Genomic DNA, 13,452 nt, shown 5'->3' with positions numbered 1-13,452 from the left:
CACCGCCCGCTGACGGGTTGAGCGGTGCCTCGGTCCGCCGGGCCTCGGCACGTGGATCGTGAAGTCCAAGCGGCATGTCGTCGCGGTCGGTGCCTCGACGCGACCGAGACTGTCGGTCCGATGACGTCGAGCGAGCGCTGTCGCGCGTGACCCCGCTGCGCTCAAGTCGTCCGGTTGCACGTCGAACCGGATTCATCGCCCCCGACCATGGCGGTCCAGACTTGTTCGTTCATCACTCCAGCATCCCGACGAGTGGCGATCGGGCCCTGCGGGAGGGGCATCGGGTGTCGTTCGCGGTCGAGCCGGGTGCGATCGGTCCATGGGCGGTCAAGGTGGTGCGTCTTCATCCCTTGCGGAGGGACTTGAGCAGCGACCGCTCGTCGTACAGGCGCGCGCCGCGGTCTTGCTCACCGCGCAGTCTAGGACGTCCATCCCTTCTTGCTTTTGCGCCCGCTGACGGTAGTATCGCCATGTTTTGGCCTGCAGCGGGGGGAAGATCTACATGCGATGGAAGGTCCCGGCCGGCGTCCTAATGGCGCTGGCCTTTCTGATTCCGGCGACACCGGCGGTGGCTCAAACCGAATCGCCCGGGCTGAACGAGGCCTGCGAAACGGTCGAGCGCAAGGTGTACAAGGATATCCGCGAGCTTGTCACCATCGACCTGGATACCGCCACCAATGTACAGGTGCGGGTGTTGACCGCCCAGATCCTGGCTGCGGCAAACGCCGACTCGTTGCCCGTTTTGCCTCGCGTAATACAGGAGCGGCTGAACGGCACCGCGGATGATCTCCGCGCATTCCTCAAGGCGGACGTGCAGAAGGTCTGGTCAACGGATCTGCGGATCATGGTGGTCCGGACGTTGACGGGCGCTGGTGCCAACGTGAAGGCGGCCACGCAAAAGGTGCTCGACGACGGGGCCACCGATGCCTACCTGGCTTACCTGAACGACGGCCTGTACGCCGCACGTGCGCTTGACTGCGCGTCTCAGCCCACACCGACACCGACACCGAGCGCCACGCCCAGCGCCACGACGACCGTTGCACCGACCCCTGCTTCCTCCGCCAGCCCGGGCGCCCCCGGCGGCGAGGGCGGTGGGCTGGCCGTGACCGGTGCCGACACCGCGACTGTGGCCGCCATTGGCGGTGCGCTTCTGCTCCTCGGCGGCGCGGGCTTCCTGATCGGACGCCGGCGCCGTTCCCGCTTCGTGGCATAGCTCACTCGACGCGCCCGGCTCGATGCTTCGTCGGGCCGGGCGCGTTCAGCGCTGTGCTCGGCGAGGTTTGTCGCGGCGCGAACGCGTGTTGCCAGCTTCGGGAGCAAGCCGCAACGTATGTGTGCCGACGAGCCGGCGGCAATCCCCGTACCGCCGAGGGCATGGTGTTTCGGGCCTGGCTTGCGGCTGGCGACCGGGCTCGGCCCGGTTTTGGGCCGCCTTTGAGCGCCCATAAGTCGCGGTGAAACTGATCTTGCTTAGGAACGTTCCAGTGCGCAACGTGAAATACGCGTGCTGCTCAGGAGTTGTTAGACACCTTCGAGTGGCCGGCTGACCGGCGGCCATCGGGCATGCCGGGGTGGACGGGCGTGTTGCGGGCGATGTGCATGGCTTCGATCGTTCCCAGGTGAGCGATACGTTGCCGCCCGGTAGCGGGTGGACGTGCTGACATCGTTCCAGTTCGCGAGTGTCCTGATCGAAATCGTCGACCGACGATCCCATTGCCTGCGAGTGCCACAATTTTGTTTGTGCTGCAGTGGCGACGGCTCCTGTGGATGGGTGGACGGCCGGTGGCCGTCGTCGTAGCTGGTTGTGCGCTGCTGGCATTGCCCGTTGCGGTGGTGGCGATGGCGGTGAATCCAGATGAGAATGTCAACATCGCTGATCTTATGGCGGTGTGGTTGGCCGCGGCGACGGTGGCGGTGCCGTTGTTGGCGTCGATGCGACGTCGAAAGCCCTCCCTCAACCCGCCGGCGGCGCGGAGCGCGGCTGGGGCAGCGGGGGCAACTGTTCCTCGACAGCTTCCGGCAGCTGTGCGTGGGTTTGCGGGCCGTGCCGGCGAGTTGGCCGCCTTGACCTCTCTGCTGGACGGGGCAGGGCGAGGCGGGGCGGTGGTGATCTCGGCGGTGGACGGCACGGCCGGCGTCGGCAAGACCGCGCTGGCGGTGTGCTGGGCGCACCAGGTGGCCGATCGGTTCCCGGACGGACAGATGTACGTTAACTTGCGAGGGTACGACCCGGTCGGTCCGCCGATGACCCCGACAGAAGCCGTCCGTGGCTTCCTGGACTCCCTTGACGTGCCGGCCGAGCGGATCCCGCTGGGTTTGGACGCGCAGGTGAGCCTGTACCGCAGCGTCCTGGCCGGTCGGCGGGTGTTGGTGGTGCTCGACAATGCTCGCGACGCCGCGCAGGTGCGTCCGTTACTGCCCAGCTCGCCTGGGTGCATGGCGCTGGTGACCAGCCGCACGCAGCTAACAAGCCTCATCGTGGCCGAGGGCGCCCAGCCGTTGACCGTGGATCTGTTGTCGATCGACGAGGCACGGGAGCTGTTGGTCCGTCGACTCGGCGCGGACCGGGTGGCGGCCGAGCCGGAACCGGTACGCGAGATCATCACCCGATGTGCCCGCCTGCCGTTGGCGCTCAGCATTGTGGCCGCTCGCGCCGCGGCGCACCCCCGGTTCCCGCTGGCGGCGCTCGCCGCCGAGTTGCGGCAGGGCGACGGCGGGCTCCAGACGTTCGTAGGCGGTGAGGCATCTGCCGACATACGGGCGGTGTTCTCCTGGTCCTACCGTCGCCTCGACGGCGTCAGCGCACAGCTGTTCCGCCTACTGGGGCTGCATCCCGGGCCGGATGTCACAGCCGCCGCAGCGGCCAGCATGGCCGGCCTGGACCTCGCATACACGCAGCGCGCGTTGGCGGAATTGGCCCGCTGCCATTTGCTTGCTGAGCAGGTCCAGGGCCGTTACGGGTTCCACGACCTGCTGCGCGCGTACGCGGCTGAGCTCGTCCACTGCGACGACCCCGACCGAGAGCGGCACCTTGCCGTAGGCCGGATGCTCGACCATTACCTGCACACTGCCAACATCGCCAACGCGCTGCTGCATCCACGCTACGACCATGTCGCTCCTGCCGCGCCGCTGCCAGGGGTCCGACCGGAGGACCTCGCTGACGGCGAGGCAGCGCTGGCCTGGTTCGACGCGGAATACCTGGTACTGTTCGCCGCGGTTCACGTCGCCGCCGACACCGGGCGGCCCACCCTGGCATGGCAACTGGCGCACAAACTCATCGAGTATCTCGGCCGTCGTGGCAGATGGACGGACTGGGCCGCAGTCGGGCACATCGCGCTGCAGGTCACGCAACGGCACGCCGACCTCGCCGGGCAGGCCGACGCACACCGTAGCCTGGGTCGTGCCGAGGCCTGGCTAGGACGGCATGACGAGGCGCATCGCCACATGCGGGCATCCATCGACCTGTGCACCGAACTCGGCGATACGCTCGGCCTCGCCGAGGCCTACAACGAACTCGCCAGCGTCTTCGAACACCAGGGAGACTTCGCTGGCGCGCTCAACGCCTCGCGGCGGGCACTCGATCTCCACCGTGCCTGCGGCTCGTGGCGTGGGCTGGCTCGCGATCTCAACAACCTCGGATGGTTCCACGCGCTGTGCGGCGAGCCGGAGCAAGCCGTGATTCCTTGCCGGGAGGCGCTCGCCCTGCATCGAGCGCACGGCAACCGCCGCGGCGAGGGCCACACCTTGGACAGCCTCGGCTACGCCCATCACCTCCTCGGCCAGCACCAACTGGCCATCGAGCATCTCGACCAGTCCATCGTCCTCGCACGTGACCTCGGTGATCTTCATGCGCTCGCGGTGCGTCTGGACCATCTCGGCGACGCCCGAGCCGCCGCCGGGAACACCAACGCCGCCCGCGATTTGTGGCAGCAGGCCCTCGCCATTCTCAACGACCTTGGCGTCATCCGCGCTGGCATCGGTCCGGCCTACCCCGACGCGGACCACATCGGCGCCAAGCTACGCCGTCCCCACCCACCCTCTTCGCGGCTGAGGAGGAACAAACGGCCATGAGCCGGTTTCCATCAACCCACTGGCGTGCCGCCCTCGCGGGCCAACTGACCCCCTCAATCCTGGATCAGTCGCCCTGATCTGTCGCGACCAGCGCGATTCTGCCTTGTCAACCAGAACGCTTCGTATCCGACCGCTGATCGGGCCTGACGGCCTGCTCGGCCTCCCGGTCCAGGCGCACCAGGCAGGATGAGGGCCAGCGACGTACCGGGTCGCGGCGCGGGTGCGACGTGCGGTTGGGCGGAGAGCTGTCAGGCCGGCTTCGCCGTGTCGCGCCGGACGTGTCGCGGAGATGGCCGGCATAGGGCTCTGGGTAATCGGATTGGGGAGTAGAAGTGCGGCCATGACACCGATGGTGCGACATGCGGCTGCGTCGCTCTGACCTGCGCGCTCCCGGTTACGGCCGCCGCCGGCGGGGACGCGGATTCACGTTTCTCGACGTGAGACGGCGGGCGATCACCGACGTGGCGCAGGTTCGCCGGCTACGTGACCTCGCCGTCCCGCCGGCCTGGCGGGAGGTGTGGATCTCACCCGACCCGCGAGGCCATATTCGGGACGGTCGGCTCGGACCGCTGGAGGGAACGTCCGACTCGGCGGCCGAGCAGGCCGTGCTCGCCCTGCTCGGCGACTGACTCCGGAGGCCCACGGCGCGGGCAGTGGGCCGCCCGGTTGCCCCGTCGGCAGGGTGACCAGAGCGCTCGCCAGTCCGGTCGGTCGGCGTACCGCGCCCGATCGGCTGGCATCGGGTGCGACGGCGCGTTCGGGAGCCGACCGACCGCCTTCAGCTGTGCTCGAACGGTACCGGCACGGCCGGGCCCGGCCGCCACGTCCGTCCCGGGTCCTGATACGACAGCCGCGGGTCGGGGTAGGACGAGGGCATACCTGATTCAAGGAGGACGGCAATGCGCATTGGCTACTTCCTGTCCAGTGAGGAGTACACCCCGGCCGAACTGCTGGAGCAGGCACGGGGTGCGGAGGCGGCGGGGTTCCAGGGTTTGTGGATCTCCGACCACTACCATCCCTGGCTGGACGTGCAGGGGCAGAGCGGGTTTGTCTGGTCAATGCTCGGCGCGCTGAGCCAGGTCTGTTCGCTGCCCGTCACCACGGCCGTAACCTGCCCCACGATCAGGATCCACCCTGCGGTGATCGCGCAGGCTGCGGCGACCACGGCGGTGCTGCACTCTGGTCGGTTCGTGCTCGGTGTCGGTAGCGGTGAGGCGCTCAACGAGCACATCTTCGGTGATGCCTGGCCGAATGCCAGCACCAGGTTGGAGATGCTGGAGGAGGCCATCGAGGTGATTCGTGAGCTGTGGCGAGGTGACTTCGTGGAGCACCAGGGTAAGCACTACCGGGTGGAGAACGCGCGGATCTACACCCGGCCGGAGACCCCGCCGTCGATCTACATCTCCGGGTTCGGGCCAAAGTCCGTCGACCTCGCCGCCAGGGTCGGCGACGGCTACATGAGCACGAATCCGGACGGAGAGCTGGTCGCCCGGTTCCGGGCCAACGGCGGAGGTGACAAGCCGTGCCAGGCCGGTTTCAAGGCGGCATACGCGAGCAGCGTCGAGGAGGGCGCGAGGATCGCCTACGAGCGCTGGCCCAACTCCGGCGTGCCGGGTGAGCTGTCTCAGGTACTGCCCTCGCCGCGGCACTTCGAACAGGCTGCCGAGTTGGTGACCGAGGACCAGGTGAAGAAGGCGTTCGTCTGCGGTGACGACCCGGACGCCCACCTGAAGATGATCGACAAGTACGCGCAGGCCGGCTTCGACGAGATCTATGTGGCCAACACCGGGCCGCACTACCACGGCCTGTTCGAGCTCTACGCCAGGCATGTCCTGCCCGCACTATCCCCGAAGTGACGAGTCGGCGGAGTGCCGTGCCGTCGGCGGCCTCCGTCGATCCGGCCTCAACCGCGCGCCGGGGTTGCCGGACCGGACCGGGCCGGCTGCGACGCGGCCTCGGCAGCGCTGCCCCGGGCCGTCCGGACGGCCGTCACCGGTTGCCCGGCGGTCCGGCGTCGGGGAGCACGGCCGGGCGGTGCGGCGGGTTCCGGGCCGGTATCGGGAAGTTCCGGCAGCGGCAGGCGACAGGGGTGGCCTGGCCGGAGATGCAACGGCGTCCCGTGGTGCCGCAGGCTGACTTCGCCGCCGTCGTCGGTCCCGTCCCGCAGCAGATACGTCGCCGTGTCGCCGGTCACCGTGACCTGGAGCCGGCAGCCGCGCCAACGGAGCGAGAACGTCAGCCGGGTCAGTGCCGCCGGCAGCCGAGGTGCGAACGCGAGCTCGTCGCCGTGGTCTCGGAGGCCGCCGAAGCCCATCACCAGCGCCAGCCAGACGCCGGCGAGGGCGGCCATGTGCAGGCCGTCGCGGCTCTGCCCGGCGGGGGGGACCGTGCAGGTCCTGCAGGGCCGAGTCGGCGAGATGGGCATAGCCGAGTTCGAGGTGTCCGAGTTCGGCGGCCAGGATCGCCTGCGCACTCGCCGACAGCGACGAGTCGCCGACGGTGCGCCGCTGGTAGTAGTCGAAATTGCGGGCCTTCTGGCCCGGGGTGAACAGCTCACCGCAGTGCTGCATCGCCAGTACGACGTCGGCCTGTTTGATCACCTGCCGGCGGTAGAGCTCCAGGTAGGGATAGTGCAGCAACGGCGGGTACTCGTCGTGGCCGTCGTAGCCGTTGCCGGTCAGTCCCTTGGCCGGCAGTGGACGCTGCCCGGCCCGAGCGCTGGCCTGCAACAGGTGGAAGAGCGCGAACCGTACCGTCTGCTGCAATTGCGGGTCACCGTCGACGACGACGTCGGCGTCCTCCCAGAACCTGTCGAGGTAGCCCCGCTGGTCGGCGCGGAGTCCGGCCCAGCCGCGTCGGGCGGCCGCCGCGAGCGCCGTACCCGCGTCGGCGATCAGGTCGTCGAGCGGTCGGTGCCCGGACCAGGCGTACCCGACCAGTTTGGTCACCCGGAGTCGCTGGCCCCGGCGCGAGCCGGGTCTCGACGGCGACGCGCACGAGATCCGGGCCGGTGTCGACGTCGACGTCGACGTTGGCTTGCGGCCCGTCGAGAAGGTGCGTGACGGCGGCGACGATCCGTTGTCGGCTGTGCCGCGTCCGGTGCGCCAGGACGCCGCCGAGGCCGTCGGTCGTATGCCGCTCGGGCAGCAGCGGCCGTTCCAGGATGATCGGTGCCCTCGGGTCGTCGGTGTCCCGCTCGGGCAGTGACGGGTTGGCCCGAAGCTCCGAGTGCAGGCGGATCCGTACCGGCCGGTCGGTGGCGACGATCTCGTAGCGGATCGCCAGCACCGCGGGGTGGACGAACGAGACCAGCCGGGTGCTGCGCATCGCCACCGCCGCACCGGACGGGGCGGTCCAGCCGAACGACCGCCGAAGGGTGCCGTCGCGCAGGTCGAGGATCCGTTCGTGCCGGTCGGTGCCGTCGGCTGTCGGGTCGACCGGCCGTCCACGAAGAGTCGGAACCGGGTCCCCTCCGGCGCTCCGACCAGCACCTGGTTCTGCTCCGGAAAGGCGTAGCCGCGCTCCGGGTAGGTCAGCTCGCCTTCCTCGAAGCATGAGTTGAGGTAGCTGCCCGGGATGTTGCCGGCACCACCCTCCTCTACCTGTCCGACCACCAGCACCTCTGGGTCAGCACTCAGGGACGTCCAGCTATCCAGAACCGGTCCGCGCTACTCGACCAAATCCGACCGTGGGACGGCCGCACGGCGTGCTGCAGAACAGCATCCGGATCGCCTGCTCACGGCTCAACCAGGCCCGCGCGAGGGTCGAGGGCGCCCGTCGTCGACGGAATCGGTGGCGGGATGCGTGCCGCGATCTGCTCCCGAGCGTGTGGGCAGTCGTCGAACGGCATCGGACACGACAAGGCGTGCGCGATGAGCTGCCGCGCGGCGGTCGCTTTCGCGATGCGCTCGTCCAGCTCCGCCATGTGTCGTCGCAGGTGCTCGGGGTGGTCCATCGGATTGCCCGTGCCCAGCAGTGTGCGCAGTTGCCGCAGGCCGAATCCGGCCTCCTTGCCCATCAGGATCAGCGCCACGCGCATCAGGTCGGCCTGGCCGTAGCGGCGTTTCCCGGCACCGTCACGGCCGGGTGCCAGCAGGCCCATGGTCTCCCAGTGCCGCAGCACGTGGGTGGCGAGCCCGAACCGGTGTGCCAGGTCCCCGATGGTCAACAAGCCGCTTGACTTCACGTGCACATTAACGGGCACGGTGGGCCGCATGAGCAAGCCGGATCTCGCACTGACCCGAGTCGCCAACGCCTGCGTACTGCTCGAACTCGACGGTCATCACGTGCTCACCGACCCCTGGTTCACCGAACGCTGGTACCTGCGGCGCGGCGAACCCCTCGGCCTGTCGGTCGCCGAGCTTCCACAGCTGACAGCCATCGTCGCCACCAGTTTCGCTGCCAACCACTGGGACCTGCGGGCGCTGAAGCAATACCCGCACAAGATGTCCACCCCGGTGTATGTCAGCACGGCGCGGATGGCCCGGCAGGCACAGGCGCTGGGCTACCGACGTGTACAGGTCCTACGCTGGTACGAGACCCGCCAACCGGCCGCGACGCTGTCCGTCGAGGCCGTACCTGCCGGGCGCACGCTGCTGTGGCGCAACAACGCCTACATGATCAGCAGCGGAAACTTTAGAGTGTTCTTCGGCGGCGAGATCCACGATGTGGCGCTGTTGCAGCAGTATCGTGCCCGCCGGGCAGCAGCGGACGTCGCCCTGCTGCCGACCAACGGGCTGCGCCCGCTGGTCGGTCCACCCCTGGTCATGGGGCCGCGGGAAGCGGTCTCCGGGGCGACGGCGCTGGGGGCAGGCGTCCTCGTGCCGGTGCACGACGCCCACGCGAGCGATCTGCTCTCGTTAGTGTTCAGGCGCCACGGGTCGGCGGCCGAGGCAGCGGCTATGGCACCGGCCGGGTTGGATGTCGTCTGCCTGGCACCCGGCCGGCGCTGGAAGTACCCGTCATGAATCTGCCGACCGTTGCCCGCCTCGCGCGACGGTTCTAGGTGGCGAAGCGGGCCTGGATGGCCGACGGGTAGGAAGCCTTCTGCCACACCACCGCGAAGTCGCCGGTGGGGCTGGTGGCGGCCGTGACGGTGCGGCCGTCGGGCGCGATCGTCTGCACCGGGCCGTGGGTGCCGTCGGCGGCCAGGGTCACCGCGTGCACCTGCGACGTCTGCACCATCGGCCCCGGGTACTGCCAGGCGATCAGGCCGGCGCCGGTGTCGTCGAGGGTGATCGACGGCCAGTCGCCGTTGCCGAGCAGCGTGACGTCGCCGGGTGTTCCGGCGGCGGGCAAGCGCCGCAGGTACACCTCACGGGAGTTGTCGGTGTCCCAGTTCCACCGGCCCCACACGAGCACCGAGGTCCCGTCGTGGTCGGTGACGACCGACGAGTAGAAGGTGAGCCAGTGCGTGTCCGGCGTCGCCACGACGGCCGGCTCCAGTACCCCGTCGCGGCTGTAGCGCTGCAGCACGAGGCGCGCGTATCCGCTGTACGGGGTGATCCGGTAGGTGAGCACGGCGTCGCCGGCGGCGTCGACGGCCATGTCGATCTGGCCGTAGCGGACGTCGGTGACCGGCGGGGCGATCTGCGTGCGGCTAGAGACGCCGTCGTCGGGCCCGATGCGCGCGGAGACGATCCGGTCGTAGTTCTCGGTCCAGAGCACGAGCGCGGTGCCGTCGTCGACGAACGCTGCGGTGGGCCCGTCGACACCGCCCGGGCCGAGAGTCAGCTCGGGGCCGAGCGTGCCGTCGACGCCGAAGCGGCGGGCCTTCGCGACGTACGTGGAGCCCACACTCTCTGTCCAGGTGACCAGGGCGGTCCCCGACCGGCTCACCGCCACTGACGGGCTGATCGACCTCCACGGCGTGATGAGTTGCGGCGGGCCGGCGTTGCCGGCGGCCGACACCCGGGCGCCCGCGATGACGGAGTCCTGCACCCACACCACGGCCGCGTCACCGTCGTCGTCGACGGCGACCTTCGGCCACAACGCCGACGTCCCGATCCGGGTGAGGGACTGGATCGGTCCGAGGATTCCGCCCGCCGTTCGCTTCTGGACCTGCACCTGGTCGGTGCAGCCCTGAACATTGCCGTCGCATCCGGCCCAGGCGAGCAGCGCCTCGCCCTGCCGGTCGATCGCGACTGTGGGCTGGTCCTGCCCGGACCAGTTCGGTTGGGACACGGTCTGGACAGTGGTCCACGCGGCCGACGCCGGTGTCACCGCCAGGGGCAGCACACTTACGGCACCGACCACAGCGGCAGTGAACGTGCGGATCAGCCTTGCTGGCAACAGATTATCTCCGTGCACTGTTGTCCCTTCGATCGATGACCGTCAGGCGGTGTACGAATGATGGCACGGGTGCGGGCGGTACGCCCGGTGCGCGGTTGACCGCCTGGCCGGTCCACCGATGTACCGGAACCTGCCCAGCAGACCCACCGGCTGCCCCCTGACGCTGCCGTTGCGAATATTCATTGTCCAGGGGGCGGCGCAGCGGTCGCCGCGACCGACTTTTTAACCTCACCCCATGCGATAGGCATTGGTTATCGTATATCTTATGCGAGATGTGTTCCAATTAGCGAGGAATGTGGGAATCCGCGTGCTGGGACCAGTGGAGGTCTTCGCGGGTAGTCAACCGGTCGCGCTGGGCCGGGCGCAGATGCGGACCGTCCTCGCCGCCCTCGCGGTCGAGGTGGGGCGGCCGGTGGCTGCCGAGACGCTGGCCGACCGGGTGTGGAGCGGGACGCCGCCGAAGACCTGGCGGGAGGTGCTCTACTCACACGTCACCAGGATCCGGTGTGCCCTGGCAGCCGTCGACGCCTGTGGTGAACCGGTCGTGCTGGTGCGCCGACCGGCCGGATACCTGCTGGATCTCGACTCCGATCTGGTCGACCTGCATCGATTCCGGCGGCTCGTCGGCGCCGCCTCCGTGGCCCGGCGGACGGATCCGGAGCGGGTAGAACTCCTACGATCGGCGCTCGCGCTCTGGCGAGGCACACCCCTGGCAGGCGTGCCCGGTTCGTGGGCCGACCGGATGCGTACCGGGTGGTATCAGCATCGGCTCGAGGCCGTTGTGGCGTGGGCGGACGCCGAGCTCCGCCTCGGTAACGAGCAGCAAGTCATCGTCGAACTACGCGACCTGCTCGGAGAGCATCCGCTGGCCGAACAGCTCGCCGGAGTGCTCATGCGAGCACTGGCCCAGGACGGTCGATCCGCCGAGGCGCTGGAGTGCTTCGTCGCGCTACGCGCCCGACTGGCCGACGAGTTGGGCGCGGAGCCGGCTTCCGAGCTGCAGGCCGTGCATCGGGCGATCCTGCGCGGTGGACAGCCGCCGCCATTGGCCGCTACTCCGGCGCGGCCGGCGCGGCCGATCTATCCCCAGCCCGCGCAGCTACCCGCGGCCGTTCCAGGATTCACTGGTCGACGCGCTGCGCTCGCGGACCTCGACTCCCTACTCGAGGGGCGGGGTGGGCAGTCGATTGCGACGGTCTCGGGGACCGCCGGGGTGGGCAAGACCGCCCTCGCCGTGCACTGGGCACGCCGGGTGGCCGAGCGGTTCCCAGACGGGCAGCTCTATGCGAACCTGCGCGGTTTCGACGGCTCCACGCAAGCCGTGCGGCCGGCTGCGGTGGTGCGCCGGTTTCTGCTGGCCTTCGGCGTGCCGGCCCAACAGGTGCCGGAGGATCCGGAGGCGCAGGTGGCCCTCTACCGGAGCCTCCTGGCCGGCCGGCGGGTCCTGGTGCTGCTGGACAATGCCCGTGACTGTGCGCAGGTGCGGCCGCTGCTGCCCGGTGGCGCTCCCGCATTCTGCCTGGTCACGAGTCGCAACCAGCTGACTCCGCTCGTTGCGGTCGAAGGCGCCCACCCGCTGTCGCTTGACCTGTTGTCTGCTGCGGAGGCGCACGAACTGCTGGCGTCGCGGCTCGGCGCCGACCGAGTCGACGTGGAGCCGGCCGCCGCCGAGCAAATCGTTGCCTGCTGCGCCCGGCTGCCGCTGGCCTTGAGCATCACGGCAGCCCGGATCCGCCAATCGGGTGTCCCGCTCGGCGTGCTGGCCGAGGACCTGACCGACGTACGCGGGCGATTGAGCGCGCTGGACGCGGGCGATCCCGGTTCCCAGGTACGAGCGGTGTTCTCCTGGTCCTACCGCGCCTTGACCCCGGCGGCGGCGCGGCTGTTCCGCCTGCTGGGAGTGCATCCGGGGCCGGACGTCGGCGTGGTGGCCGTCGGCGGCCTCGCCGGCGTCCCCGAGGCCGCCGCGAGAGCGTTGCTGGCCGAACTGACCGGCGCGAACCTGGTCGGCAAGCATTCCTCCGGAAGGTACGCCTGCCACGATCTCCTCACCGCCTACGCCGCCGACCAGTGTCGAGAGACCGAGACGGGGGCCGACCGCGCCGCCGCCACCGACCGGCTCATCGACCATTACCTGCACACCGCGTACGCCGCTGACCGGCTGCTGAATCCGGCCCGAGACCCGATACCCCTGCCGCTGGCCGAGGCGACACCCGGCAGTGCTGTCCGTCGACCGGCCGACGACCAGGAAGCGCGGGCCTGGCTGACCGCCGAGCACCACGTTCTGCTCGGCGTGGCGCAACTCGCCGCAGACACCGGCCACGACCTTCGGGCCTGGCAGCTGGCCTGGGTCCTGGACATGTTCCTACACTGGCGCGGCTTCTGGCACGACCGTTCCCGGATGTGGCAGCTGGCGGTGGCTTCCGCCGAGCGGCTCGCCGATCCGGTCGCGGCGGCCCACGCGTACCGGGATCTGGCTCGGGCCAACAATCGCCTGCGCCGCTACGCGGACAGCGGCGACCAACTGAATCGCGCCCTTGAGATGTTCGGACGGGCCGGCGACCGGACCGGGCAGGCGCACACCCACCGGGCGCTGGCGTCCCTGTGCGAGCGGCAGGGCCGGCTGCGACAGGCACTGCACCATGACGAGCGGGCCTTGGCGTTGTTCGCCGCCGTCGGTCATCCGCAGGGCCAGGCCGACGCGCTCAACTCCATCGGGTGGGACCGTTGCCTGCTCGGCGACTACGTCCAGGCACTGCGGTGCTGCCGGCAAGCCCTGGAACTGCACCAGCGGGCCGGGGACAAATGGGGCGAGGCCACCACCTGGGACAGCCTGGGGTACGCCCATCATCACCTCGGCGGCCATGCGGAGGCGGTGCACTGCTATCAGCGGGCACTCACCCTGGTGCGGGCGTTGGGTGACCGCTATTTCGAGGCCGACACCCTCACCCGGCTCGCGGAAACCCAGGAGGTGGCCGAGGACGTCCGGGCGGCCCGCGAGTCGCTGCGGGCCGCCCTGGACATCCTCCTCGACCTCGATCATTCGGACGCGGAGGAAGTCCGTACCAAGTTGATGCAGTTGCAGTAGTC

General features: G+C 69.6%; 11 protein-coding genes and 1 pseudogene. 7 read left to right on the top strand and 5 right to left on the bottom strand.

What is annotated here, in order from left to right; all coding sequences use genetic code 11:
* Nucleotides 1-74: 74 nt before the first annotated feature.
* From ACFP2T_RS35020 to ACFP2T_RS35000, 5 genes are all read left to right on the top strand, one after another.
* The gene (locus ACFP2T_RS35020; RefSeq protein ID WP_377429479.1) at nt 75-533 is read left to right on the top strand and encodes a cold-shock protein; all 459 of its coding nucleotides are present in this window, start codon (nt 75-77) and stop codon (nt 531-533) included.
* Nucleotides 503-1,213 (top strand): LPXTG cell wall anchor domain-containing protein, encoded by a 711-nt coding sequence (locus tag ACFP2T_RS35015; RefSeq protein WP_377429477.1) that lies wholly within the window; start codon nt 503-505, stop codon nt 1,211-1,213. Before ACFP2T_RS35020 ends, ACFP2T_RS35015 begins: the two co-directional genes overlap by 31 nt.
* 569 nt (nt 1,214-1,782) lie before the next feature.
* Complete coding sequence (locus ACFP2T_RS35010) at nt 1,783-4,071, top strand: ATP-binding protein (protein ID WP_377429475.1); 2,289 nt, start codon at nt 1,783-1,785, stop codon at nt 4,069-4,071.
* Nucleotides 4,072-4,430: 359 nt separating this feature from the next.
* Nucleotides 4,431-4,700: a hypothetical protein gene (locus ACFP2T_RS35005; RefSeq protein WP_377429473.1), complete on the top strand. Its 270-nt coding sequence runs from the start codon at nt 4,431-4,433 to the stop codon at nt 4,698-4,700.
* A gap of 270 nt (nt 4,701-4,970) precedes the next feature.
* A complete protein-coding gene (locus ACFP2T_RS35000; protein WP_377429471.1) occupies nt 4,971-5,927 on the top strand; it encodes a TIGR03557 family F420-dependent LLM class oxidoreductase in 957 nt (318 codons plus the stop codon).
* A gap of 47 nt (nt 5,928-5,974) precedes the next feature.
* Here the strand turns inward: ACFP2T_RS35000 and ACFP2T_RS34995 are convergent, their stop codons facing one another.
* The 4 genes and pseudogenes from ACFP2T_RS34995 to ACFP2T_RS34980 form a co-directional block, all read right to left on the bottom strand.
* Nucleotides 5,975-6,421, bottom strand: a complete 447-nt coding sequence (locus ACFP2T_RS34995) for a glycosyl hydrolase family 65 domain-containing protein (protein ID WP_377429469.1) — start codon at nt 6,419-6,421, stop codon at nt 5,975-5,977.
* Nucleotides 6,422-6,518: 97 nt separating this feature from the next.
* Nucleotides 6,519-6,671: pseudogene (locus tag ACFP2T_RS48140) on the bottom strand (hypothetical protein); the annotation flags it as partial.
* Nucleotides 6,672-6,843: 172 nt separating this feature from the next.
* On the bottom strand, nt 6,844-7,626 hold the full coding sequence (locus tag ACFP2T_RS34985) for a glycoside hydrolase family 65 protein (RefSeq protein ID WP_377429467.1): 783 nt from the start codon (nt 7,624-7,626) through the stop codon (nt 6,844-6,846).
* 181 nt (nt 7,627-7,807) lie between these two features.
* A complete protein-coding gene (locus ACFP2T_RS34980) occupies nt 7,808-8,242 on the bottom strand; it encodes a MerR family transcriptional regulator (RefSeq protein WP_377429465.1) in 435 nt (144 codons plus the stop codon).
* On the opposite strand from ACFP2T_RS34980, the gene ACFP2T_RS34975 reads away from it, so the two are divergent.
* Nucleotides 8,232-9,038 (top strand): MBL fold metallo-hydrolase, encoded by an 807-nt coding sequence (locus ACFP2T_RS34975; RefSeq protein WP_377429463.1) that lies wholly within the window; start codon nt 8,232-8,234, stop codon nt 9,036-9,038. The two genes, ACFP2T_RS34980 and ACFP2T_RS34975, sit on opposite strands and share 11 nt — an antisense overlap.
* 34 nt (nt 9,039-9,072) lie before the next feature.
* Here the strand turns inward: ACFP2T_RS34975 and ACFP2T_RS34970 are convergent, their stop codons facing one another.
* Nucleotides 9,073-10,254 (bottom strand): hypothetical protein, encoded by a 1,182-nt coding sequence (locus ACFP2T_RS34970; protein ID WP_377429461.1) that lies wholly within the window; start codon nt 10,252-10,254, stop codon nt 9,073-9,075.
* Nucleotides 10,255-10,669: 415 nt separating this feature from the next.
* Here ACFP2T_RS34970 and ACFP2T_RS34965 point away from each other — a divergent pair, with 415 nt between their 5' ends.
* Nucleotides 10,670-13,450, top strand: a complete 2,781-nt coding sequence (locus tag ACFP2T_RS34965) for an AfsR/SARP family transcriptional regulator (protein WP_377429459.1) — start codon at nt 10,670-10,672, stop codon at nt 13,448-13,450.
* Nucleotides 13,451-13,452 lie beyond the last annotated feature (2 nt).

Origin of the sequence: Plantactinospora solaniradicis, from assembly GCF_042658085.1 — a bacterium.
In the GTDB taxonomy this organism is placed as follows: domain Bacteria; phylum Actinomycetota; class Actinomycetes; order Mycobacteriales; family Micromonosporaceae; genus Plantactinospora; species Plantactinospora solaniradicis.
This window is presented reverse-complemented; position numbering and strand designations above follow the sequence as displayed.